Genomic DNA, 24,382 nt, shown 5'->3' on the forward strand with positions numbered 1-24,382 from the left:
CTGTCATTTCAACTCTGTGAACCGGTTTCTTTTGTCTTGCCATAGTAAAAAGCCCTCCTAATGATATTTATTTTATCATAGAAGGACCTTATCGTAGTTAATTTTACAGAAAAAGTTTCACATTCTCAATTATTTCAAAATCTTAAAAGGAAGAAGCGTGTTCTTTACGCTTATCAGTCAAGTTTTTCTTCGCCGGATTCAATCACCACACCTTTCTTGTCAGTTTTGTAATACACGCCGTCAGCGTCCTTGATATTTTTCTTGTTCTTTGCCAGCTTTCCGTTGGTTCCGATGAGATAATCATTTCCATTGTAGGAAACTACCTGATATTTGCTGCCTTTTTCGGCTGTCAGACGGCGTCCCTCGATGTAGATGCAGTCGTCGTCAATGCCTTCTTTGCCGGCGCCTTTCTTACTGCCGGAGGACTGGAAGTCATAATAATACTTCTCGCCGTCAATATCAAGAGTGACGGTTCCCGTTTTCATAGCGCCCTCCTTTGGAGAGTCGCCGAAGTAGTAGACATAGGAATTATCATCATTTTCATCGGGAATTTGACCCTCATCCTCGATCTTATCAGCGGTCAGGATGGTTTTTCCATCGGTGTCGTAATGGATAATATAAAGTCCGTGAAGCATTTTTCCAAACGCATCAAAGCCATAGGACTGACCGTTGATCTTTTTGATCTGGGATTTTACCAGATCTCCGTCAGACTGTGCGTAGTACCACACTGCCTCGCCGTCCTCATATCCTTCTGGATCCGCATTCTCGTCGGGTACTGCCTTAAACCATCCGGTAGACAGCCAGCACTGTTCCTCTGTGTTGTAGTACCTTCCGGGCTGGGAGGAGGAAGCATTGCTTCCGGTAGCTCCTGGGTTATTGTACCATTCAAAATGAGCGGCTCCATTTTCATCAAAGCTGTATTTGCGTCCATTGATCTTTTTGGAGTCGTCGGATGTGGTCTTTTTGCCGTTGGTGCCGAACCAGAACCAGTAGCTGTCGCCTTCTCTGTCATGGTCGTCGTCATTGACAGCCTCCAGGTATTTCCAGCCGGTAGACATACGTCCGTCACCGTTTTCACCACAGTAGTAAATGCCGGTTTTCCATGCGTCATCGCCGGTCTGCATCTCACCGCTCTCATCAAGCCAGCCAAAGAGCATATGCCCTTCCTCGTCAAAGGTGAACTTGGCGGGGCCTGTGCTTGTGTTCAGAGTAGTGAATTTCACATGGTCGGAGCTTCCGGACCGTTTAACGGCTTTTCCGTTGGACTGTAAATAGTACCACCACTGGTCAGGTTCATCCTCGCTGCTCCCGGCATCCTCATTATCTACTGCGCGCCATTCGTTGGTTACCATGGCTCCTGATGAATTTACATAATAGTAATCATCGTTATATTCTACAATGGAGCTGTAGACCATGGAACCATCAGAGCCAAGATAGTACCAGTTATTTCCGGATTTCTTGAATACATCGGTGGCCTTGGTTCCGTCTGCATTATAGTAGACCCATTCATTATCCTCCATGGCCCAGCCTGTAGCGGCCAGAGAGGTCATGGCGCCTCCGGCTGTCAGCAGGAGGGCCGCACAGGGAATGGCCAGCCATTTTGAAAATTTTCTCATTGTATATCATTCCTTTCGTATCTGCGTTTTCGGATTATTCTGTCACAGCGCTTTTGACAGGGGACATAATAAACTTTGGAGCAGGTCTAAAGTCAATAGGGGTTATAAAAGTGTAAGAATCCTTACGAGAATATTGCAATTTTTAACGAGGGTTGACCGGGAACAGCCGGGAGGCTAAAATTGGAAACGCGCAGCATACAACAAAGGAGAAATACTCTGACATGAGAGAAAAAAAATACCGTATCCGTGAGATGGCGGATATACTTGGGGTCAGTACGGACACCCTCAGATTTTATGAAAAAAAGCAGGTGATGAAGCCGGAAAAGGGGGAGAACGGCTACCGTTACTATACAAAAGAGGATATCAGAAACTTTCTCTGGATCATTTACAGCCGCAAGCTGGGGTTTGGACTGGAGGAGATCGTGGAACTGAAAAATGAAGGGGGAGAGGATGTTCTGGATCAGTTTAAAGCGCACGTGCTTTCGCAGATGGAAAAGGAAAGAGCTGTGATAGAGGAGCATGAACGGATCATAAAACGGCTGCTGCTGACGGTGCAGGACATAGATTCCATAAAAACGCATATGGGAAAATACTCCATTGCAGCGTTTCCGGCAGCGCGTATTCTAAGTTCCTTTCCCGATCAGCATCAGGCGATAAAGGAATGGTATGAGATCGCAAAACAGTATCCGGGACTGGATATGGCATATCTCCACAGCAGCTATTCCCTTAAGGGGGAAGATACCTGCCCGTTTAAGGTAGACCTTCTTCTTTATGAGGAAGCAGAGCAGGAGGCAAAGCTGCCGGAGGCGTTTAAGGAGTGTATACAGATGGAACAGACGCCATGCGTGTATACAGTGGTCAGAAAAGAGAATGACGAGGTTACAAGAGAGGATTTCAGGAAAATGGAGGAATGGGCCTTTCAGAACGGATACGAACCTCAGCCGTGGGGCTGGTCCAACGTACCTATTTTCCGGGACGGAACAGAAAGACCCTTTTACTATATAGGGCTGTATCTGCCTATTAATGAGAGGTGATACTCTGGTAGATCTGATAAAACTCTTCAGCCGAAAGACGGCTTAAGAACTCTTCTGACAGGACCCGCAGCGGGGGATGCTCCTGTGAGGTAAGGGATGAAAAGTCCGGACAGGGGCTTTCGGGCGCGCAGCTGATGAGATTGCCGTTTTTTACATAAAAGCTGCTTAATTCCTGTGAAAATAACTCTTTAACCACAGCCGCTGCAGCTATGACAGGAATGGTATTTCTGGCGCATATATAAGATGGAATGGCAACTGCGCCGTCAGCGGGCCAAAGGGCAGCGGTGGATATGCCGTCTGCTCTTAATGCATAGACCGAGGGCACAAGAGCCAGGCTGCTTTCGCCGGTCTGTACCCGTCTAAAAGCCTGGATTGGCATATCGGTGATGACAGCAGAGGAAAGCAGGGTTTTGACCGCCTGAGAGCCTTTGGACTGCCACAGGGCCTTTACAACGGTTTTAGCGGCGGAGTTGCTGATGCCGCCGAATACAGGCGGGGTTTTTGACTCACACAGAGTGTCAAATGAGAGGGGACTGGAGCCGGAGCAGATCCGTTTGTCTGCATAAAAGACCAGAGGAATGGCCAAATAGGGGAGCAGGGAGGCTTTGCGCCGCAGCGCAGCGGTGACAGGGTCTTTTTTTTGTGGAATGAGATCTGCCAAAGGCAGAAGATCACCCTTAAAACGGTCAAAGATCCGTTCATCCTCGAAAACCTCCAGGTCGGTGGAGACGATCATATCAGGAATTACGGCCTCCGGTTCTCTTAAATAGTCGGACATATGCGTTCCATAGCCAAGGCCAAAGCAGGTAACAGTCAGGTCGATCCCGTTTTGCTTAAGCCGGGTTTTGATCTGTTCCAGAAATGCCAGCTCCTGGCGGTGGAGAATGCAGATATTATTCCAGTAAAGATGTACAGATATCATATAAGCAGTGTTCCTTTCCGAAGCAGGGACTGCAGCGCAGTCTGCTTCTCATACATCTGATCCAGCAGATGAAACTGTAAAAGCTCCTGATCCGTCCGGCGGATCACCGAGGCTACGGCCCCGTTTTTCATTACAAGACGCCTGGGAGCCATGAGAGCGGTGTGAGGATCATGGGTGACGATAAAGACCAGCTTCTGGTTTCCCGTAAGAAGTTCCAGGGCTTTTTTCTTATTGATTCCCGCATTTTCAATCTCATCCACAAGGACAATGGGACTGTCGCAGATCATGGCGATGTCGGCGATCATCAGCGCGCGGCTCTGACCTCCGCTCAGGCGGTTTAAGGAGACGCAAGAGCAGATCGCCTCCGGTGTAATGGTGTTGGCCGCAGCAATGACTAATTCCGGCAAAATATCTTTTTTCCGGCAGCTGATGTGGAGACGCAGAAACTCCTCCACAGTAAGGTCCAGGACAAAGCGCATATTCTGGGACAGATGCGCAATCAGACGGCCGGAAAGCTCAAGGCGTCTGGCGGGCGGGAGAACGGCGTTATCAAGGGCAATTCGGCGTCCGGTAACAGAGTCACGGTCTACCAGCTGCTCCATATCCTTTAAAAGGCGGCTTTTTCCAGAGCCAGTATTGCCTACAATGGCACACAGCTCGCCGGCCTGCAGCGTCAGGGGGGAAAATGCTTCCGGTCTGCGGTTCTTGTCATATCCAGGATAAATGGTTATATGCTCCATGAAAATTTCTCCTTAAAATCGATCTTGCCTACCACGCCCTGCTGAAAGGCCGTTCCTACCCTCTGTTCTCCCACGCAGTAGGAGCAGACGCCTGCAGGCATGGTGTGGCGAAGGCGGTCATTTTCATAGGTTTCAATGGCGGGAAGGGAGCAGATCCAGCTTCCCAAAAGCTCTGTGCCATAGCCCTCCAGCCCGTCTGTGGGGAATATTCGGGCTGTTGGGTTGAGGGACTTCAGATTCCAGCATATGATCTCCAGTTCAGCCTGGGAAACCATGTCTGTTTTGGTGGGAACAATAAAATCCGCATTTGCCAGCATCGGCCCCAGCTGGCCCGGCGCCCGGCAGCTGGCGGTGCAGTCAAGCACACAGCCGGCAACCGCCTTTGTCGTGGCCGGAGAACAGCGGTGGCAGAGGCCTGCCGTTTCGATGATAAGAAGGTCGCAGCCCTGCCGGTCTGCGTGGCTCCAAAGCTCAGGAAGATTGGATACAAGGAAATGATCCGGGCAGATATCGCCGCTGAGCCCGGTAACAGCGGGAACTCCCAGCGCCTTAAAGCGTTTCTCATCATCGGAATGGATGCAGTCGATTTTGCAGACCATGGGTTTAAGGCCCTCTTTTAACAGGCCAGGAAGAAGGCCGCAGAGCACAGAAGTTTTTCCCACGGCAGAGGAACCGGAAAAGAAGATCATTTTCTGGATCATGTAAGTTACGTCCTTTCAGAAATTTTCTTCTCAAAGGGTATCAGAAATCCCCTGAGCTGTCAGTATCATGTGAGACGTTTCAGGAAAATTTTCCGGCTTGAATCAGGAAAGAACCTGTGATATCATTTTGATTAGCTATAACTAACCTTTGGGCGCTCATTTTGAGGACGCCGGATACTGGAAGAGAGGCAAAAAATGATGGGATACAGGGAGATACGGGAGGTAATGGAAGCTTCGTCCGTGCTTCAGGGAAGCGGGATCAAGGAGAGCTGTGTGCAGGTCCGTGTGTGCAAAAAAGGGCAGATTGTCAGCGACCGGTGGCACAATGAGCGCGTTGTCGGCCTGGTGGCAGAAGGAAGTCTGGATGTATACAGCATTGCCATGGATGGGAGAGAACTGATCCTGTCCAGTCTGGAACGGGGGGACTGTTTCGGCATCATCAACCTGATGACGGAAACGGAGATACCTACGGTTTTAAAGTGCAGGACAGATGCGACCCTGCTTTTGATACCAAGAGAGGAAGTGCGAAAGGCTGTGGAGAAAGATCAGGAGCTGGCGCTCCGCTACGCTGTGCTCTGCAACCGGAAAATGCAGTTTCTGATCCGAAAAATCGAATTTCTTACCATGTATTCCGGCAGAAAACGCCTCATCCAGTTTCTGCTTTCCTCATCAGGCCCGTCAGGCCGTGTGGATTCTGCCGGGACCAGAGAGGATATGGCTTCTATGCTGGGGATCAGCAGGGCGTCGCTGTTCAGGGAATTGGCAGCCCTTCAGGAGGAAGGGCTGATCTGTCAGAAACGGGGAAGGATACAGGTGCTGAACCGGGAGGCAATGGAAGACCGGATGGACAGATGACAACAGGTACGGTTCATAAAATACGTAAAAATTTAAAAAGTGGGTTGACATTTTTTTAACGATGATATATAATGCGGATAGTGAGATTGTTAATAAATTGACAATCAGTAAAATGAATTGTAAACCTGAGAGCCCTTTTATAGAAGGCTCCCTGACACAAACACAAGGAAAATGGAGGAAATGGAAATGGCAAAGAAAACCGAGCAGGTAGTTCCGGAGATCATTGACAGCGTAGAGGGACTGAACGCGAAGATGGCGGCAATGCGCGAGGCCCAGAAGGTATTCGCTACCTACACACAGGAGCAGGTAGATAAGATCTTTTTCGCGGCAGCAAGCGCAGCAAACAAGATGCGTATCCCCTTAGCCAAGATGGCAGTAGAAGAGACCGGCATGGGCGTGGTTGAGGATAAGGTAATCAAGAACAACTACGCAGCCGAGTACATTTACAACGCATACAAGGACACAAAGACCGTTGGTGTAGTGGAAGAGGATAGGGAGTACGGCATTAAGAAGATTGCAGAGCCCATCGGCCTGATCGCAGCCGTTATCCCTACTACGAACCCGACCTCCACAGCGATCTTTAAGACTCTGATTTCCTTAAAGACACGCAATGCGATTATCATTTCCCCACATCCAAGAGCAAAGAAGAGCACCATTGAGGCTGCAAAGGTTGTGTTAGAGGCAGCTGTTAAGGCAGGCGCTCCTGAGGGCATCATCGGATGGATCGACGTTCCTTCTCTGGAACTGACCAATGAGGTTATGAGAGACGCTGACATCATCCTGGCTACTGGCGGCCCCGGCATGGTTAAGGCTGCATATTCTTCCGGCAAGCCAGCACTGGGCGTAGGCGCAGGAAATACTCCTGTTATCATTGATGATACAGCAGATATCCGTATGGCAGTAAACTCCATCATCCATTCCAAGACCTTTGATAATGGTATGATCTGTGCATCCGAGCAGTCTGTAACTGTTCTGGAGTCTGTATACGAGGCTGTTAAGAAGGAGTTTGAATACAGAGGCTGCTATTTCTTAAAGCAGGGCGAGATCGAGAAGGTAAGAAAGACTATCCTGATCAACGGCGCATTAAATGCAAAGATTGTAGGACAGTCTGCACATACCATTGCAAAGCTGGCCGGCGTAGATGTTCCGGTTGATACAAAGATCATCATCGGCGAGGTTGAGTCAGTAGATATCAGCGAGGAGTTTGCTCATGAGAAGCTGTCTCCGGTGCTGGCTATGTACAAGGCCAAGACCTTTGACGAGGCTCTGGATAAGGCAGAGCGTCTGGTAGCAGACGGCGGCTACGGCCATACCTCTTCTTTGTACATCAATGTAAATGAGACGGAGAAGATGATGAGGCACGCAGAGAGAATGAAAACCTGCCGTATTCTGGTAAATACTCCTTCTTCTCACGGCGGTATCGGCGATCTGTACAACTTCAAGCTGGCTCCTTCTCTGACACTGGGCTGCGGTTCCTGGGGCGGAAACTCTGTATCTGAGAACGTTGGCGTAAAGCATCTGCTGAACATTAAGACTGTTGCTGAGAGGAGAGAGAATATGCTGTGGTTCCGTACACCTGAGAAGGTTTACTTTAAGAAGGGCTGTCTGCCTGTTGCACTGAAAGAGTTAAAGGACGTAATGGGCAAGAAGAGAGCCTTCATCGTAACCGACTCCTTCCTGTACAAGAACGGCTATACAAACGTGATTACAGACCGTTTAAACGAGATGGGCATCACATATACCGTATTCTCCGATGTTCAGCCGGATCCTACTCTGGCTAACGCACAGGCAGGCGCAAAATTAATGAAAGAGTTTGAGCCTGATGTAATCATCGCAATGGGCGGCGGCTCCGCAATGGATGCCGGAAAGATCATGTGGGTGCTGTATGAGCATCCGGAAGCAGATTTCATGGATATGGCAATGCGCTTTATCGATATCCGCAAGAGAGTTTATACCTTCCCGAAGATGGGTGAGAAGGCTTACTTCGTAGCTGTTCCTACCTCCTCCGGTACAGGTTCTGAGGTTACTCCTTTTGCTGTTATCACAGATCAGGAGACAGGTATCAAGTATCCGCTGGCTGATTATCAGCTGCTGCCGAATATGGCTATCGTTGATACAGACAATATGATGAGCCAGCCAAGAGGCTTAACCAGCGCTTCCGGCGTTGACGTTCTGACCCATGCATTAGAGGCATATGCTTCTGTTATGGCTACAGATTATACAGACGGCCTTGCATTAAAGGCCATGAAAAATGTATTTGAGTATCTTCCAATCGCTTACAATGAGCCAAACAACGTTGAGGCGCGTCAGAAGATGGCAGACGCATCCTGTATGGCCGGTATGGCGTTTGCAAACGCATTCTTAGGCGTATGCCATTCCATGGCACACAAGCTGGGTGCATTCCATCACCTGCCACACGGTATTGCAAACGCATTGATGATTTCTCTTGTAGTAGATTTCAATGCCGCTGAGAATCCGCGCAAGATGGGAACCTTCTCTCAGTATCAGTATCCGCATACCATGGCAAGATATGCTGAGTGCGCAAGATTCTGCGGCATCAATGCAGGAAGCGATGAAGAGGCTGTTAAGAAGCTGATCGAGAAGATCGAGGAGCTTAAGAAGGCAGTGGGCGTGAAGTCCTGCATCAAAGACTACGGCATTGATGAGAAAGATTTCTTAGACAGACTGGACGAGATGACTGAGCAGGCCTTCGATGACCAGTGCACTGGTGCTAACCCAAGATATCCTCTCATGAGCGAGATCAAGGATATGTATTTAAGAGCTTATTACGGAAAATAATCGAACCCATTGTGGGTGAAACCTTTATCCTTTGTGTTTGGAACAGGCCGTCTGTCCGGTTGGGCAGGCGGCCTGTTCGTATGATCTGCAAAAAAATCAGCTTAAGGTTCCATACAGCAGCTCATACTGCCTTTTCACTCTCTCCTTTACCATCTTAAGAAAACGCTCCGGCCCCAGTACCTCCACCACGGGTCCGAAGGAGAGGATGTCGACGAGAAGCTCTGTCTCATCGGCAGTATCATAGTAGATAGAGCAGAGCCAGCAGTCCCCTTCCTCATGGTACTGCGTATGCTTCTCATAGCTGGAAAAATGCAGCATACAGCGTTCAAGAGAGTTCCGTTCCCCGCTTATTTTCAGGAGAACGGGCTCTTTTGTCTGGCGGACGGGACAAAACCGGAGGCGGGGGAGGATGCGGACAGTTTGGGCTGGAAGGGCATCCGGGGATACGCGGCAGTCGCGGACTCGCTCCAGGTTGAGAATGGTGTTTAAACAATAGCTTTCATGACGGCGCTGCAGACAGCATAGGCGGAACTTGTCATCCCTGGAGGAATACTGAAGCTGGTAAGGTGCCGCCTCAAGGAGCCGGCAGATCCCCTTTTTATTTTCATATCCGATCAAAAGGGCACGATGCTCCCGCAGCGCCCTTAAAACAGTCTGAAAATGCTCCCGGTAGGAAGGAGAGGTATAGGAGTCTCCGTCTCTGAAACGGTCATAGTAATGAAAGTCCTCCTGGCAATATAAGGGACTGCAGTCCTTCAGCCCATCCAAAACCCTCTTTAGCTCTTCATCTGTAAAAAAGAGCTGGAAACGGGGATCATGCGCCAGAGCGGCCAGCCAGGACATTTGAAGGTCCGTAAGGGGAAGTTCGGGCGGCGGGAAGGAAAGGACGCTTTTGTAGGTGGAGGGAGCATCCTCCAGGTGGGTTAGAAGGGGCCAGTCCCCTTTGGTAAGCCTGGGGAGCACGGACAGGGATGTCTCCTGAAAGGCCCATGTCCGGCAGAGCTGTTCCATCTCTTTTACGCTTATCGGACGTTCGGCGGCCTGCTCCAGAATGCGGCGGACTGTTTGGTAATAGCAGCTGTAGATTTCATTAAAAAGTTCCATCTGTTTTTTCCTTTTCTTCTTTGAAGTACATCTGATACATCCGTTCCCAGTCTCTTGTCACTTTAAGAATGGCCGGCTGGCAGGTGCCCTGGATATCCAGGATGCGTCCGGTAAAGGATTTTACCCAGGACAAAAGCTCGTTGGTATCAAAAAAAGCTCCTGTGTACAGGTATTCATGCTCCCGTATCTTAATGATTTCTCCGCCCTTTCCTTCCCTGTAAAGCCGGTTTAACACATAGGGCTCTTTGTCCTCGTCAATGAAAAGGCGCAGGCAGACCGTTTCCATACGGCTTCTTCCGCTTCCGAAGGATACACCCCAGCAGCGGTCTAAATTAGCCAGGAGCGCATGGAGGATGCGTTCATAGTCCTCCCAGGGCTCTTCTCTGGTTACGGAGACAATGGAGTCTAAGCGGGCGTTGTGGAAACGCCTGAGGGATGGAAGATAAAGACACAGGTACCGCCGTCCGGTACGGGTACTGACAAAGATCTTCAGGGGAACGCCGGACTGGGTGGTGATGCTCCCGGTGCGAAAGCTTTTATTTTCATAGGTGATCCGGCGGTGCTCCCGGATGGCTGTAAGGATCTCCAGAAGTACTTTGTCCTCCAGGGTATGTACAATGAAATGATGCTTGAACTGAAACAGCTGGTTTCTCCGATTCTTCCAGTCTAAAATGGTGCTTCCGATAAAACCGAACGGGGCAGCCTCCTGAAAAAAGGATACGGCGGTAAGAATCGGTTCCCATAAAGGAGAATCCCTGGGAAAACGGGGCAAAACCAGCTGATAGATCAGGTTCCTTCCCTCCTTATGGGAGCATAAAAGGCCTGAGGTCTCATACTCCTTCAGCTTTAAGCGTACCGTCTGGGGATCAAAGACGGCTCCGTAAGCAAGGGAGATCTGATCGCTTAAAGCAGATGCGCCCAGGCCTTCCGTATGCTCAAACAGCTGGTCGAGTATGAAAAAATGCAGCAGGATATCGTTATCGGTAAAGCTTTTTGATTTCCAGGCGGCATAGAGGGGATTTTGGGGAACCGACTTGCTGTCAATATTGATGTAGACCTGTTTGCCCTTGGAGGTATAGCCGGAACGTGTGCAGCCGCCCAGCCAACTCTCGATCCGCCGCCGTTCGTTATCATAGGTTCGGGCGCTGCGGGCATCAAAATCATTTCTCACCTTAAAACCATAGACGTAAAACTGACGCATATAGTCCCGTATCCGATCAAAGTTTTTAATCAGCTCCTGAAATTCTGCCATAAGCCTGCCTCCCTCATAATATAGTTTCATTATACAGAGTTCGCACCTTTTTTTAAATGATAAAAATGGAAATTCGGGCTAATATAAAGCCATGATACAAAATGAAAGGATGTGAAGGATATGTTTGTTATGTATGAGAAGGAAAATATGAAGGTGCCGGTAAAAGTATGGCTGGAAAAGAATGAGGATCTGGAGAGTACCTGCAGGGAACAGGCCCTTCACCTGGCACAGCTGCCATTTCTTCATAAGTGGGTGAGTCTGATGCCCGATACCCATGCAGGAATGGGGATGCCTATTGGAGGAGTAATCGCCGCAGAGGGCGTGATCATCCCCAATGCGGTAGGAGTGGACATCGGCTGCGGCATGGCCTATACCGAGACCAATATCCCTGTAGAAGCCATTCGCGGGATCCAGACGGGGAATGGGACGCTGATTCAGGCAATAATCGGAGATATCATGAGAAATATTCCAGTGGGCTTCGCCCATCACAAGCTGGCGATGCCCTCTTACACCATGGACCGGGCATTTGATGAAATTGATCTGTATGAAGAGGACAAAGAACTGTTAGGACAGCTGGAGGCTGGATGCTTTCAGGTAGGAACCCTGGGAGGCGGAAATCATTTCATTGAACTGCAGACGGATGATGAGGGGATGCTGGCAGTGATGATCCACTCCGGCAGCCGGCATTTTGGAAAATCAGTTTGTGATTATTTTCACAATAAGGCCCGTGAACTCAACAGCAAATGGTTCAGCCAGGTGCCCGACGAATACAGACTGGCATTTCTGCCTGTGGACACCCCTGAGGGGCGTCAGTATCTTCGCTGGATGCAGCTTTCCATGGACTTTGCAAAGGAAAACCGTGAGAAAATGATGCTGGCGGTGAAGGCCGTTTTAGAAAAATATATTGGAAAATACACGGATCTGAAACTGGAATTTTCCGGGGATATAAACTGCCACCATAATTACGCGGCCCTTGAAACACATTACGGGAAAGAGGTATGGGTTCACAGAAAAGGAGCGGTAAGGGCAGGAAACGGCGAGCTGGCAGTGATTCCCGGAGCCATGGGATCTTACAGCTATGTAGTTATGGGAAAGGGAAATCCCGAAAGCTTTTGTTCCTCCTCCCATGGGGCCGGCCGGCTCTATTCCAGAAAAGGGGCCATGGCGGCATTCTCCTGTGAGGATGTGATCCGTGACCTGAGGGATCAGGGGGTTGTCCTTGGAAAGAAGGGAAAGGCGGACGTAGCGGAGGAAAGCCGGTTTGCCTATAAGGATATTGACGCGGTGATGAGCGCCCAGCAGGATCTGGTGATTCCTGTAAAGCGTCTTAAGACCGTAGGCGTGGTGAAAGGATGATTTGCGGCGTCTGCCTGTCCCATGCAGTGCATTTAATGCTTTAAAATGATTACGTTCCAGCTCTTAGAGGGCAGCCGGGAGGTTAAAATTCCGTTGCTCAGACTGGAAACACCGGAATTTTCAGGAAATACCTGGTGAGGCTGCTCTCTGGTATTGGCGGCTTTAAGATCCTGGTGGGTCATTACGATATGGCGGTGCACGTGATAATTGGAATATTGTCTTAAGTCGGCCGTTAAATCCATATCCTCAGAAAGATTCTTATTCACCGCAAAAATAGTCAGTGAGCCGTTCTCCCCGTTCTCCACGGCCACAGCGTCCAGAAACTGCACATCGCCGTACTGGCTTTCATAGCGGGGGGACTGGATCAGGGTCTGCAGTACGGTGCCCCGTCCCAGACGGCTGACGTGCATATAAGGGTAAAAGATACTCTGAACCCATGCGCCGTTTTGATCCGTCATAATAGGAGCAATGACATTTACCAGCTGTGCCAGGCAGGCAATTTTTACACGGTCGGCGTGTCTTAAGAGGGTGATGAGCATACTTCCAGTTAAAAGAGCATCCTCGAAATTGTAGATATCCTCTAATTGAGGCGGGGCCTGTATCCAGCGGGGGAGCTGTTTGTCCTGCTCCTTGGAGTGATACCATACGTTCCACTCGTCAAATGACAGGCAGATCTGCTTTTTCGACCGCTTTCTTGCCTTAACAGAATCGCAGATGGACACTACAGAGGAGATAAAGGCATCCATATCAGCAGAGCAGGCTAAAAAGTCAGGTGACTGATCCTGAGGATTTCCATAGTAGGTGTGAAGAGAAAGATAATCCACCTGATCATAGCATTCCTCAAGAACCTGATCCTCCCAGTAACCAAAGGACGGCATTTTTCGATTGGAACTGCCGCAGGCTACCAGCTCGATACCGGGATCCACCATTTTCATCAGCCGTCCGGTTTCAGCCGCCAGCCGCCCGTATTCCCCGGCGGTTTTGTGGCCCATCTGCCAGGGGCCGTCCATTTCATTTCCAAGGCACCAGAGACGGATATTGTGGGGAGCTTCATAGCCGTGAGAGCGGCGCATATCGCTGTAAAGAGTGCCGCCGGCTATATTACAGTATTCCAGCAGGTTTTTGGCATCTTCAGCGCCGCGCGTACCAAGATTCACCGCCATCATGGGCGAGGTGTGAGCTGCTTTTGTCCAGTCCATAAATTCATTTAATCCAAATTCGTTGGTCTCAATGGCCGTCCAGGCGGGTTCCAGTCGATTTGGCCGTAAGGCTTTGGGGCCAACCCCGTCCTCCCAGTGGTAGGCGGAGACAAAGTTGCCTCCCGGATAGCGTACTACAGGGACATCGATCTGGCGAATCAGTTCCAGGACATCTTTACGGAAACCGTTTTCATCGGAAAGAGGGTTTCCAGGGTCATAAATGCCGCCGTAAACGGCCCGTCCCAAATGCTCCACAAAGGAACCGAAGATACGAGGGTCAACCGTGCCTGCGGTAAAATGCTTATCAATGCAGATAGACGCTTTCATTTCATTTTCCTCCCAGATAATCTTTTACAGGCAGTCCAAGGGTAATCAGTTCAAACGGAGTATAACAGAGGGTATCTGTTTCGCCCTCCGCATCCTCCAGCAGATTCATAACTGTCATGGTCCAAGGCAGCTTTAAGGTACCTCGGCGGCCATCCTGTTCACTTAAGCGGAAGATAACGTACCTTCCATCCTCAGACAGCTTAACCGCCTGGAGATAAAGCTCTCCAAAGTCCCAGCCAGGAGCTTCCTCGTCAGCCTGTATTACAGGATGATTGTATTCCAGGGCTCTGTCATTGACGCCTGCAGAAACAGCGCTGCCTTTATGAGGAAGGATGGCGTAGCAGAAGTCGTGATGGCCGATATCAGACTGGATATCCGGGCGGATATTGGCCCGCAGAAGGCTCAGGCTCATTCCGTTTTCCTCTATTCCCACACCATATTTGTTTTCATTGATCAGGGCGATACCGCCGCTTTCCTCAGAGAAGTCGCACCATTTATGATGGCAGACCTCAAATCGGGCTTTCTGCCAGCTGGTATTGGTATGTGTCTCACGTTTAATATAACCGGCGCTGGTGTCGCATACAAGCTCTCTGGAGAGTACATTGCAGGAGAACTCAGCCTTTGCCAGTCTGTGCTTTTCGTTCCAGTCTACAATATGCTCCACTTCGATTACAGGCGATGAGAGGAAGAGACGTACCATCACCGTCCAGGAGCTTTTTTTGCCGGGAGTACTTAGAATGCAGGCAAATTCAGCGGTTTCACCGTCGGCATTCTGTAAGTGCAGAGGATATTCTACTGTAAATGAATACTCTACATCTTTGTAGTTTGGAAGAATATCCCAGGCATCATACATTCCGGGGGTATCCTGATATAGATGGAGCTTATTAAAGCCTCCCTTTACCCATTCACGGTTCAGACTTTTATCATACAGACTGCTGATGGAGCCATCGGTCTGGAAATGGATTTCATAGAGAGGTGTATTTACTGTCAGGCCGTTATCCTGTGGGGAAACGGTAAACCAGTCGGCCTTACCGCTGCAGGGAGATATACGGACAGGCGAAAGGGGATCCGCATAGGTATGCGTAAAATATCCTTTGACATTTCTGCGCCGGAACGCGCCGTCCGCTGATGGGATAAAGCTTAACTCCCGGCGTTTTTTGTTCAGTGTGTTGAAAAAGAGGGATCCGGCTGATCCGATCACAGCATCCAGACGCTGTTCTAATGCTTCATAATCCTGTATTGCATCACAGAATACGGGTTGGATGTGGCTGCCTGGAAGGATATCGTGGAACTGATTTAACAGCAGCTTTTTGTAACAGCTGCGCAGCTCCTTTGCCGGATATTCCTTTCCTTTTTTCATACGGAGGACGCAAAGCAGTTCGGCCGCGCGCATCTTGGTTTCCAGACGGCGGTTATAGTCTTTTAATACAGCCTTGGTGGTAAAGGTCCCCCGGTGCATTTCCAGATACAGCTCGCCATCCCAGGTTTCCAACGGGTTGTTTTCTTTTAAATTACGGTGAAGAAATTCATCGGCCCTCATATGTTCTGTTTTGGGCATGATGCTCAGTTTATCAAAACGGTGCATTAGTTCTACCATCTCTTCCGTTACGCCGCTGCCGCCGTCTCCATAGCCGAACATGGATAAAGTCTGCCCTCCGGTTTCCTTATCCTGGTAGGCATCCCAGTTTTCCTGAATCTGGCTGGGCATATTCCAGGTAATAAAATGTGTGGGAGGCACACAGGCATAGATGCGGGTGCCGTCAATTCCCTTCCACAGGAAATTGTTGTGCGGAAAGCGGTTTGTGTCGTTCCATGTGGACATTTTATTGGATACAAAATAGTCTACACCGGATTTTTTTAGGATCTGCGGAAGGATCCAGCTGTTTCCGAATACATCTGGCAGCCAGGCATTATCTACGGTAATGCCGAATGCCTCCCGATAATAAAGCTGGCCGTAGAGACACTGCCGGATCAGGCTTTCTGCGGCAGGGATATTGCAGTCCGGCTCTACATACATGGCCCCTACGGGTTCAAACTGGCCGGAGTGGATTTTCTCTTTGAGTTCTTTAAAAAGCTCCGGATAATATTCAGCCAGAAGTTCGTAAGTATACGGCTGGGTATGAGCATATTTGAAATCAGGGTACTGATCCATAAGCCGCATCTGAATCAGTATGGTTCTGGCATTTTTGTGGACTACATGAATCCTGCGCCAGTAGTAGGCAATATCCAGATGAGAGTGGCCCACCAAAGCTACATTTCCGCTGGAGCAAAAATCGGTGTTCTGGTAAATGTGGGTTTCTATGTAGGAAAGTGCGGTTTCTACGCCCTCCCATGTATCAAAATCCACCAGATTCAGCGCATGGTTCAGTTTTCTGTTTAAGAAAACCCGATAGTCCTCATCAAAATGGCTGGATTTTGCAATATCAAGCAATATAGTAAGATCATAAAACAGGGATAAAAGAGGCTGATTGATCTCGGCCAGATAAGCTCCCTCAAAGATTTGACGGCAGCCTCTGGAGGCGATTGCGTCAGGATTTCGCTCATCATCCGGCTTGGAACGGTTGTAACCTTCAATTTCAATAAAAAGTTCTGAACTGTTTTCATCCAGCCATGGATTGACAAGGATCCGATCCCGGTTAGGATCGATTCCTCCTGCATAGCGTCCATTGATCTTTACAATCATTTCCGCAGCTGTATGCAGGGTGAACCAGATCTCCTTTCCCTTCAGTTCCTCAGGAATCAGGGCATGGCCCTGAATAAAGACAGTGCCGTCCGGGCTGAAATACATATCCCCTGTCCTTAAAGGACGGTAGTCTGATGTATAGGTATATTCGTTTTCACCGGTCTGGAATGCGTCACGGATCTTAAGGTCGGTGATTTCATATTTTGTCTTAATTAGGCTGCGCTTGATCCATGAATAGCGCAGATCGGTCCATTCCTCAGGACGCATACTTCTTCTGATAACTTCAACAAAAGCCATGGCTCCTCCATCTTGTAATGCCGTTTGTACACGGCAGCTGCGGTTGATATATATTGAGGGAAAAGATCATTGATCCCAGAAAAATGGTTTTCTGCAGATGGGATTGATTGTAACCTCCTCCTTCAGATCTCTTAAAATCTCCTGGCGGATCCAGTCCAGACAGCGGTTTAGGATCGCACATTTGGAACATTCACCCCGGAAGATCAGCGTCAGACAGTGATCCTCATAGGAAACAAATTCTACCCAGCCTCCGTCGCCGCGAATACGGGGACCAATGGTATTGCAGATATAATTTTCCATAGCAGCCTCCTGGTATATTATTATCACCATTATATAAATCCCCGTAATATAGAAACAGGACAAAATCCATGAAATGGGTGACCTTTTCTAATGGATTCTGTCCTGTGTGTCTGCCGTGTATTTACACTAAGCAGTGAGGGGAAGGCGGATGGAAATTACGTTACAGTAATAGGGGATGGAGCTGAATGAAAATTGAACGTGATCCTTCCCATAATAGGCGCTAAGCCGGTGATATACATTTAAAAGCCCTACATGGCCGCTCTGAACGGCGGAGCTGCTTTCAAGAAGCTGTTCCAGTTCTTGTGTGTCAAAGCCGCTTCCATTGTCGTTAATATTGATTACAAGCGTCTCTTCTTCTGCAGCAATAATTACCTCAATGGCAGGTGTGGAAATGGGGATTCCAGGTGCGTCTACGCCAAAACCATGTTTGATGGAATTTTCCACCAGGGGCTGCAGAATGGTTTTTACAATCAGATGCTTGCTGAGAGATGGGGGCAAATGATACATAAAACGGATGGACTGGCCGAACCGCTGGTTCATCAGACACACATATGCATTGGCATGGCGAATCTCATTGGAGAGCGGAATCAGATCCGCGCCGTTAGAAAGGCCGATCCGAAGGTATTCTGCCAGATACTGAATCATATTGGCTGCAGTATCGGATTCTCCCCGCTTCACCTCAGACTGGATGCAGTCTAATGTATTATATAAAAAATGGGGATTGATCTGTTCGGTCAAAAGCCGGATTTCCGCCAGATATTTTTCTGATTCCTCCTGTTTGATGCGTTCCATCTGCTTTTGGATGGTATCGTACATTTGATTAATGGCAATGCACAGATGGCCGATTTCATCACCGGTTTCCAGCGTCTGCTTTTCGTGGTAATGATTTTCCCGGATCAGTTCCACAATGGATACCAGCTGCTTTACCGGCTGGGTAATATAGCGGGTCATCAAAAGCGAAAGGACAAAGAGCAGCCCTACTACAAGGCACAGCACGGCTGCAAGGATACCGATAGTTGGGCCGAAAATGTCTTTCAGAGGTTCTTTGGGAACACAGTTTAAAAGGATAAGGCCGGATCTTGGCATACTGGAAGCTGCCAGATAAAAGTCTGAGGTTTCAGCAGAAGTCTCAGACAGCCCGTTTGCAGTCAGGGAGTGTATCACAGCGGAGGTTTCCGGCAGCTTTAGAGGGTTTACTTTTTTATCATGGGAGGCAGCGCTTAAGGGCTTTCCGGTATCCGTGAATATGTAGTAGGTGCCGTTGACCAGACCCGTGCCTGCCAGAGTCAGGCTCTGGTGGAGTTTTGTACAGTCCAGGAAAACCACAACATAGATGTCCGGCGTATCCTCTGAAAGATCCACGATGGCGTATTCCGCTGAATCGACACTGATTGGGACGACCAGAGGCAGTACGGGAACACTGCTGCGAAGGGGGCTTGGACGTATAGGCAGGCAGGTCACGCCCTGAACGGCATCCAGATCCTCACTGGTAAAAAACTGTGCGGAATCCGGCAGAGGATTCCGGTAAAGGGAATAGGCGGTTTGCCCGTCTCCTGAAAGAACCAGGGAGGATTGAACCAGATAATTGCAGCCCGCCAGATCAGACAGTTCATTTTGCACCAGCCGTTCTTTGACAGTGTAGGATACAGAGGGCGAAGTCAGGGTACGGATATCAGAGGCAAATTCTACAGTGCCGCATATAGCTGTGAGCCGGTCCATAATATTTTTATAATTGAAATTGAGGGTCTCTGCCGCGTTTTTGCCTGTCTGTCTGGTGCGCTCATACAACCGGTCTGAAAGGATAAAGCTGTAGTAAAAAATGGAGATTGCTGTGATTAGAACCGTTAGAGCCAGCGTAAGGCCTCCGATGACAATATTTATTTTCCCCATAAGAGGGGAATCCTTGAAATGAATCAGTGTTCGTGTTTTCACAATAGAGTCTCCTGTCATGGTTAAGATCTGTATTTTGCCTGAAAGTCGGATGGCGTAATACCGTGAACATTTTTAAAGGCACGGGAGAAAGAACGGTAATCTCCATATCCTACGTCATAGGCAACATCGCTGATGGAGGCGCCAGGATTCATAAGAACCCTCCGGGCGTACTCCATTTTTTCTGTCAGCAGATAATCCCTCAGATTCACATTGGTTTTATTTTTAAAGTAAATAGCAAAATACGATGGGCTTAGATGTACTTCCCTGGCAATATCCTCAATTTTTATGTGATTTATAATCTGGCTGCGTATAAACTCTTTAGCCTGGCGGATAATGGGGTCGTCTGTCCTGGATGCAGTTTCCTGTACATGGGCGTACTTAGGGGTAGCGTAGCCGTATACTGCGTCAATAAATTCTGACAGCTGGCAGAAGGAACTGCACAGCCATTGGCGTATCTGGGACAGCTGTTTAAAATGGTAAAGATCTCTGGCAGTGGCAATTTCTGAGATCTCACCGTGAGAAAACTCGGCAAACTCCTGCTGAATCTGGTGGAACAGGGCATAGCAGAAGCTGTACACATAGTTTGGCGGCGGCATGGGCACATATAAAAGGCTGTCAATAAACTGGTTGCAGTACGTTTTGATTCCGTCCGTATCCTTCTTTACAATGTACTGGAATAAGGGCAGGCAGTCGATATCGGAGAGCCGTGTCCTTGGAGGAGTGGAGCAGATAACTTCATAGGTAAAAATATGGGATGAGGAATCGTAAAGCTGGTAGGTCATGGCTGTCAGGGCGCGGTTATAGGAGTAGGAGCACTCCATAAGGCCGGATACCGTATCCCCTACGCCTATGAGGGGGAGAGGAAGCCGGGAGTTCTTTAGAGTGTCCAGACAGCGAAGGGCAGTATGAAAGGGAATCAGGCTGGAGGTATTGAAGATTCCCACCAGCTGTTTGGGATCATGCTTCCAGAAAATATGTTTTTCATCGGAAAATTCCTGATTCAGCTGTTCTATGACCGGTTCCGGAGAAAAAGAGGTGCCGGCTCCCGGCAGAGATTCCTCAAACATAAAAACGCAGACGTAGCAGGAACTGTCGCTTAAAGGCAGGTTCGTGTCGCAGAGCATACGGGATATGATTGCGGCTTCCAGAATCTTGCCGTCAATCAGGTTATTGAAAAAGTTGAGGTTAAACTGATCCTGATAAAGACGGCGGGTAGTGCCGCGGTTCTGGCTGGTGCGCTCTAAGAAGATCCGGCAGATCTCATCGTTTAGTTCAGAGCCGTTCAAAGGCTTTAGCAGATAGGCTTTTGCTCCGTAGCGCATGGCATCTCTGGCATAGGAAAAGTCATCGTATCCGCTCAGGATGATAAAGTCCGTGCGGATACCGGCATTGCGGGAACGCTGGATCACATCAATTCCCGTAAGGTCGGGCATACGAATATCAATAATGGCAAGATCCGGCTTATGTTTGATAATGGCATCCAGGGCGTCATGGCCGTTAGAGGCCAGGGCAGCGATGCGAATCCCCAGACTTTTCCAGTCAATAGCAGTCTTTACGCCTTCCAGGACAGACAGCTCGTCATCGGCTAAAACGGCAGTAAATTCAATGGCAGTTTGGTGTTCCATGCTTTTCTCCTTTGAAGTATTTTGGAAATTAAACGGGATGATACAGGCAGAACTCAGAAGGAAGGCTCGTTAATATGTTAAATTATAGCATGAGACAAAATGCTGTCAAGTATGGGGGATATGATACAGTCAGACATAAAATCTGTTACATGAAAATTAAAATATGTCCTTTTGATTGTGGAAAATAAATGATACAGTTATGCCATCAACAGGCAAGATACAAGGCGGGAAGAAAAGATTAACAGGAGGTAATTATGAAAAAGAAAAGAATTATGAGTATTGTTCTGGCAGCAGCTATGGCGGTTTCCATCGCAGGCTGCGGGTCCAGCTCCGAAAGCACGTCCAACGGGGAGAATACACAGGCAGAGGGGGAGAACTCCAAGGCTCCTGAGGGGGCTACTACCGTAGAGGTATGGACGGAGGACCGGCACGACCTGGAGTATGTGGAGAAAATGGTCGATCAGTATAATCAGAATAACAAGGACGGAATTTTTATTAATCTGACCGTTATTACAGAGGATTACAAGAATATGCTGGCGTTGGCATACAACGGAGGAACCGCTCCGGATGTGGTAGGGGCTAACAGCCTTCCGCTAAATACATTTGCAGATACGGGAATTCTGATGCCGTTAAATGATTACATTGATTCGGATGAGACCTTCCAGAAGGTAAATGAACCCTATGAGCACGCCTATGAGGGAGAGAATACAAGAAACGGAAATATATATTTTGTATACAGCGGTATGCGTTCCGGCGTACGTGTAGAATATAACAAAAATATCCTGAGTGAGTGCGGCTATACAGAAATTCCTTCTAAATTGGAGGATTACATTGATATGGCAAAGGACATTACCAAAAAAGGCGAAGGAAAATATTATGGAATCGGTTTCACCTCCGCATCTTCCTTTGAACGTCTGTTGGAAATGTGCGCGCAGGTATCTGGCATTTACTACTATGACTATGTAAATGGAAAATACGATTTCAGCGGCTATAAGGACATCGTAGAGCTGGGCAGGCGTTTTATTTCTGAGGATATCGCATATCCTGACCAGCAGGGCGTTGACAATATGAGAGCGCTGTTTGCGGAAGGACAGTTTGCGCTGTGGAGCAACGCTTCCCAGGAGGCCAGCGTATTCACCAATCAGATCCCGATTACAGAGTTTGACTGGGGCGTGGCAGAGGTTCCTTCTCTGACCGGTGAGATCAAGGGCGCACTGCAGACAACGCCGTCTAAGGCATATGGTATCGTATCAACCTCTGAACATAAGGACGAGGCATGGAAGGTCATTCAGTATTTCCAGTCAGAAGAGTTCTTAAAGGGCTATCTGGAAAGCGGTTACTGCCTTCCCATCAGCTCCTATATGGACGGTGTGATCGATAAGACAAAGATCGGACGTATGGCTGATTTCTCTCTTCTGGATTATGAATCTGTATATCCAAAGCCTCCAGTGATCAACCTGACGGGTGATGATTACCGGGTGGTGCTGTGGAATGCGGTTATGGGGTATGTAGATACGGATGAAGCCATTAAAGATCTGAATACCCGTTACAATGAGGCGCTGGAGGCAGATGTTGCTTCTGGATCCACAAAAAGACTGGTTATTTCCGATTATGATCCCCTTCATCCAAATGACGGAACGATCACATATCTGGATAAATAAACGCAGGAGGGGAGGCGGATATACCGGTTCCCCTTACTGTTATTAAGAACAGCAGAAGGCCGCCTGTCCGGCGTGAGTTCTGTTGGTTAAGACCTGTATACAGGGAGGTTTCGCATGAACACAAAAAAGAAAAAATGTAAGATCACAAGGGATGGGGTTGTTTCCGCCCTTATGCTGGCACCGTCCACCATTCTCCTGGCAGTATGCTCTATCTATCCTTTTATCTGGATCTTCCGGTACGTTTGCTTTGATTACAATGGGTTTACGGCTAACTTTACGGGAAGCAGGAACTTTACCAGAATGCTGGCAGATAAGGCGTTTTGGGGAAGTGTGGGCCATACGATGGAATATGCGGCCTATAAACTTGCGTTTATTATTCCGCTGGCGCTGATACTGGCAGTGCTTTTAAATGCAAAAATGAGAGGAAGCAATGTATTCAGAGGAATTTATTTTATGCCTACGGTTATCAGTACCTCTATTTCCGGTATGATATTTGCTTTCATCTTCGCTACGCAGAATGGTATTGCCAATGAACTTCTGTTAAGTATGAATCTGATTAAAACGCCCATCAAGTGGCTCACAAGTCAGGACTGGGTTATGGTTGCAGTCACGATTCTGGCCGTCTGGGGCGGTCTTGGAAACTATATGCTTTATTTTACCACAGGAATGAACAGTGTGGCAGAGGATGTATATGAATCGGCTAAGATAGATGGAGCCAATGCGGTGCAGACATTCTTCTATATTACATTGCCAATGCTGTCGCCTGTCTTAAAGGTAGTTCTTATGCTGGCAATTACCAGCGCGTTTAAGGATTATGAAGCGATCATGGTTCTATCGCAGGGAGGCCCCGGCAACCGTTCAATGGTTATGTTCCTGTATATTTATAATCTTATTTTCGGAACAGCCAATACAACCACTCAGGCACAGATTGGATATGGTGCGCTTCTCAGCGTTGTGGCTGCGCTGGTAGTAGGCATAATCACAGTCATTTATCTGTTTGTATCCAGAAAACTGGATGATGTCGTATAAGGAGGCTGCCATGAAACAAGGTCATGCGGTGTATTCCACCAAAACAAAAATATTAAGGGGAGTTGTCTGGATCCTTATGCTGATTCTGGCGCTCTTTATGGTATTCCCTATTTTATATATTGTACTGGGATCCTTTAAGGAAAATTCTGAACTTTTAGTAGGCGGCACCAATATTTTTCCGAGCAAATGGGTATTTACCAATTATTCGGATGCCTGGAAGCAGGCAAATTTCGCCACATATACCCTTAACAGTATTTTCCTGGCTCTGGGGGTTATGATCATTACGCTGATCACTTCTACCATGACGGGATATGTGTTTTCCAGAAGGAATTTCTGGGGAAAAGAAGTCCTTTACAGCCTGTTTGTAGCCTTTATGTTCATCAATGTAGGCTCCGTCTCTTTAAGGCCGCTGTTTGAACTGGCAGTAAAGCTTAAGATGAACAAAAATCTGCTTTCTGTTGTTCTTATTTCCGTGGGAACAGGGCAGGCTACGTATATTTTCCTGTGCCGCGGGTTTGTTAATTCTCTGCCCAGGGAACTGGATGAGGCAGCAAAAATAGACGGATGCACTTTTTTTCAGACCTACCGTCTGGTAATCATGCCCCTTTTAAAACCGGTTATGGCAACCATTGCCCTGCTTTCCTTTAGACAGGGCTGGAATGAATATATTCTTCCGTTGGTATTTACCATGACAAATGATAAATTAAGACCCCTGACCGTGGGCGTAAATATGCTGAAAAATGCCGGGGACGGCGCGGCTGCATGGAATATCATGTTTGCCGGAGCGACCATAGCCATTATTCCTATGCTCATTACTTACTGCATATTCAGCAGATACTTTATGGGCGGTATGACGACTGGTGCGGTAAAGGGATAAAAACACCTCATGCTATGGAGATTCAACAGCCGCTTATCTTTGTATAGGCGGCTTCGTTTGTAAAGGAGAAGAT

Annotated in this window: 18 protein-coding genes; 7 read left to right on the plus strand and 11 right to left on the minus strand. The window is 48.3% G+C overall.

Annotation, left to right across the window (positions count from 1 at the left end):
- Positions 1-173: 173 nt before the first annotated feature.
- Complete coding sequence (locus HW447_RS15100) at positions 174-1,616, minus strand: cell wall-binding protein (RefSeq protein ID WP_176255961.1); 1,443 nt, start codon at positions 1,614-1,616, stop codon at positions 174-176.
- A gap of 221 nt (positions 1,617-1,837) precedes the next feature.
- Here HW447_RS15100 and HW447_RS15105 point away from each other — a divergent pair, with 221 nt between their 5' ends.
- A complete protein-coding gene (locus HW447_RS15105; protein WP_176255962.1) occupies positions 1,838-2,650 on the plus strand; it encodes a MerR family transcriptional regulator in 813 nt (270 codons plus the stop codon).
- On the opposite strand, the gene HW447_RS15110 is transcribed toward HW447_RS15105, so the two are convergent.
- The 3 genes from HW447_RS15110 to HW447_RS15120 are packed head-to-tail and all read right to left on the minus strand — an operon-like array spanning position 2,637 to position 5,013.
- A complete protein-coding gene (locus HW447_RS15110) occupies positions 2,637-3,572 on the minus strand; it encodes an ABC transporter substrate-binding protein (RefSeq protein ID WP_176255963.1) in 936 nt (311 codons plus the stop codon). The two genes, HW447_RS15105 and HW447_RS15110, sit on opposite strands and share 14 nt — an antisense overlap.
- Complete coding sequence (locus HW447_RS15115; RefSeq protein ID WP_176255964.1) at positions 3,569-4,312, minus strand: ATP-binding cassette domain-containing protein; 744 nt, start codon at positions 4,310-4,312, stop codon at positions 3,569-3,571. The genes HW447_RS15110 and HW447_RS15115 overlap by 4 nt, the downstream gene beginning before the upstream one ends.
- The gene (locus tag HW447_RS15120) at positions 4,300-5,013 is read right to left on the minus strand and encodes a GTP-binding protein (RefSeq protein ID WP_176255965.1); all 714 of its coding nucleotides are present in this window, start codon (positions 5,011-5,013) and stop codon (positions 4,300-4,302) included. The genes HW447_RS15115 and HW447_RS15120 overlap by 13 nt, the downstream gene beginning before the upstream one ends.
- A gap of 195 nt (positions 5,014-5,208) precedes the next feature.
- Here HW447_RS15120 and HW447_RS15125 point away from each other — a divergent pair, with 195 nt between their 5' ends.
- Both HW447_RS15125 and adhE read left to right on the plus strand, forming a co-directional pair.
- On the plus strand, positions 5,209-5,868 hold the full coding sequence (locus HW447_RS15125; protein ID WP_176255966.1) for a Crp/Fnr family transcriptional regulator: 660 nt from the start codon (positions 5,209-5,211) through the stop codon (positions 5,866-5,868).
- Positions 5,869-6,054: 186 nt separating this feature from the next.
- Positions 6,055-8,667: a bifunctional acetaldehyde-CoA/alcohol dehydrogenase gene (adhE, locus tag HW447_RS15130; RefSeq protein ID WP_176255967.1), complete on the plus strand. Its 2,613-nt coding sequence runs from the start codon at positions 6,055-6,057 to the stop codon at positions 8,665-8,667.
- 96 nt (positions 8,668-8,763) lie between these two features.
- Here adhE and HW447_RS15135 read toward each other — a convergent pair whose 3' ends face one another.
- Both HW447_RS15135 and HW447_RS15140 read right to left on the minus strand, forming a co-directional pair.
- On the minus strand, positions 8,764-9,771 hold the full coding sequence (locus tag HW447_RS15135) for a WYL domain-containing protein (protein ID WP_176255968.1): 1,008 nt from the start codon (positions 9,769-9,771) through the stop codon (positions 8,764-8,766).
- Positions 9,758-11,023 (minus strand): WYL domain-containing protein, encoded by a 1,266-nt coding sequence (locus HW447_RS15140; protein ID WP_176255969.1) that lies wholly within the window; start codon positions 11,021-11,023, stop codon positions 9,758-9,760. The genes HW447_RS15135 and HW447_RS15140 overlap by 14 nt, the downstream gene beginning before the upstream one ends.
- A 120-nt stretch (positions 11,024-11,143) precedes the next feature.
- Between HW447_RS15140 and HW447_RS15145 the strand changes: the two genes are divergently transcribed.
- Positions 11,144-12,379: an RtcB family protein gene (locus tag HW447_RS15145; protein ID WP_176255970.1), complete on the plus strand. Its 1,236-nt coding sequence runs from the start codon at positions 11,144-11,146 to the stop codon at positions 12,377-12,379.
- A 32-nt stretch (positions 12,380-12,411) separates the two neighbouring features.
- On the opposite strand, the gene arfA is transcribed toward HW447_RS15145, so the two are convergent.
- The 5 genes from arfA to HW447_RS15170 form a co-directional block, all read right to left on the minus strand.
- Positions 12,412-13,905, minus strand: a complete 1,494-nt coding sequence (arfA, locus tag HW447_RS15150; protein WP_176255971.1) for an arabinosylfuranosidase ArfA — start codon at positions 13,903-13,905, stop codon at positions 12,412-12,414.
- Position 13,906: 1 nt separating this feature from the next.
- Positions 13,907-16,885 carry an alpha-mannosidase gene (locus tag HW447_RS15155; protein WP_176255972.1) on the minus strand — a complete coding sequence of 993 codons (2,979 nt, stop codon included), beginning with the start codon at positions 16,883-16,885 and terminating at the stop codon, positions 13,907-13,909.
- A gap of 66 nt (positions 16,886-16,951) precedes the next feature.
- Positions 16,952-17,185, minus strand: coding sequence for a NifU family protein (locus HW447_RS15160; protein WP_176255973.1), 234 nt, complete (start codon positions 17,183-17,185; stop codon positions 16,952-16,954).
- 126 nt (positions 17,186-17,311) lie between these two features.
- On the minus strand, positions 17,312-19,117 hold the full coding sequence (locus HW447_RS15165) for a sensor histidine kinase (RefSeq protein ID WP_176255974.1): 1,806 nt from the start codon (positions 19,115-19,117) through the stop codon (positions 17,312-17,314).
- A gap of 20 nt (positions 19,118-19,137) precedes the next feature.
- Complete coding sequence (locus HW447_RS15170) at positions 19,138-20,742, minus strand: response regulator transcription factor (RefSeq protein WP_176255975.1); 1,605 nt, start codon at positions 20,740-20,742, stop codon at positions 19,138-19,140.
- A 254-nt stretch (positions 20,743-20,996) separates the two neighbouring features.
- Here HW447_RS15170 and HW447_RS15175 point away from each other — a divergent pair, with 254 nt between their 5' ends.
- From HW447_RS15175 to HW447_RS15185, 3 genes are all read left to right on the plus strand, one after another.
- The gene (locus tag HW447_RS15175) at positions 20,997-22,403 is read left to right on the plus strand and encodes an ABC transporter substrate-binding protein (protein WP_176255976.1); all 1,407 of its coding nucleotides are present in this window, start codon (positions 20,997-20,999) and stop codon (positions 22,401-22,403) included.
- Positions 22,404-22,517: 114 nt separating this feature from the next.
- The gene (locus HW447_RS15180) at positions 22,518-23,432 is read left to right on the plus strand and encodes a carbohydrate ABC transporter permease (protein WP_176255977.1); all 915 of its coding nucleotides are present in this window, start codon (positions 22,518-22,520) and stop codon (positions 23,430-23,432) included.
- Positions 23,433-23,442: 10 nt separating this feature from the next.
- On the plus strand, positions 23,443-24,309 hold the full coding sequence (locus HW447_RS15185) for a carbohydrate ABC transporter permease (RefSeq protein ID WP_176255978.1): 867 nt from the start codon (positions 23,443-23,445) through the stop codon (positions 24,307-24,309).
- Positions 24,310-24,382 lie beyond the last annotated feature (73 nt).

The organism is Enterocloster alcoholdehydrogenati (genome assembly GCF_013282095.1).
GTDB lineage: Bacteria > Bacillota > Clostridia > Lachnospirales > Lachnospiraceae > Enterocloster > Enterocloster alcoholdehydrogenati.

Excerpts from the sequence above, each read along its gene's own strand:
- HW447_RS15175 (WP_176255976.1), top strand. The coding sequence starts at position 20,997 with ATGAAAAAGAAAAGAATTATGAGTATTGTTCTGGCAGCAGCTATGGCG.
- HW447_RS15185 (WP_176255978.1), top strand. The coding sequence starts at position 23,443 with ATGAAACAAGGTCATGCGGTGTATTCCACCAAAACAAAAATATTAAGG.
- HW447_RS15160 (WP_176255973.1), bottom strand. The coding sequence starts at position 17,185 with ATGGAAAATTATATCTGCAATACCATTGGTCCCCGTATTCGCGGCGAC.
- HW447_RS15120 (WP_176255965.1), bottom strand. The coding sequence starts at position 5,013 with ATGATCCAGAAAATGATCTTCTTTTCCGGTTCCTCTGCCGTGGGAAAA.
- HW447_RS15125 (WP_176255966.1), top strand. The coding sequence starts at position 5,209 with ATGATGGGATACAGGGAGATACGGGAGGTAATGGAAGCTTCGTCCGTG.
- HW447_RS15170 (WP_176255975.1), bottom strand. The coding sequence starts at position 20,742 with ATGGAACACCAAACTGCCATTGAATTTACTGCCGTTTTAGCCGATGAC.
- adhE (WP_176255967.1), top strand. The coding sequence starts at position 6,055 with ATGGCAAAGAAAACCGAGCAGGTAGTTCCGGAGATCATTGACAGCGTA.
- HW447_RS15110 (WP_176255963.1), bottom strand. The coding sequence starts at position 3,572 with ATGATATCTGTACATCTTTACTGGAATAATATCTGCATTCTCCACCGC.
- HW447_RS15135 (WP_176255968.1), bottom strand. The coding sequence starts at position 9,771 with ATGGAACTTTTTAATGAAATCTACAGCTGCTATTACCAAACAGTCCGC.
- HW447_RS15100 (WP_176255961.1), bottom strand. The coding sequence starts at position 1,616 with ATGAGAAAATTTTCAAAATGGCTGGCCATTCCCTGTGCGGCCCTCCTG.
- HW447_RS15180 (WP_176255977.1), top strand. The coding sequence starts at position 22,518 with ATGAACACAAAAAAGAAAAAATGTAAGATCACAAGGGATGGGGTTGTT.
- HW447_RS15145 (WP_176255970.1), top strand. The coding sequence starts at position 11,144 with ATGTTTGTTATGTATGAGAAGGAAAATATGAAGGTGCCGGTAAAAGTA.
- HW447_RS15155 (WP_176255972.1), bottom strand. The coding sequence starts at position 16,885 with ATGGCTTTTGTTGAAGTTATCAGAAGAAGTATGCGTCCTGAGGAATGG.
- arfA (WP_176255971.1), bottom strand. The coding sequence starts at position 13,905 with ATGAAAGCGTCTATCTGCATTGATAAGCATTTTACCGCAGGCACGGTT.
- HW447_RS15105 (WP_176255962.1), top strand. The coding sequence starts at position 1,838 with ATGAGAGAAAAAAAATACCGTATCCGTGAGATGGCGGATATACTTGGG.
- HW447_RS15140 (WP_176255969.1), bottom strand. The coding sequence starts at position 11,023 with ATGGCAGAATTTCAGGAGCTGATTAAAAACTTTGATCGGATACGGGAC.
- HW447_RS15115 (WP_176255964.1), bottom strand. The coding sequence starts at position 4,312 with ATGGAGCATATAACCATTTATCCTGGATATGACAAGAACCGCAGACCG.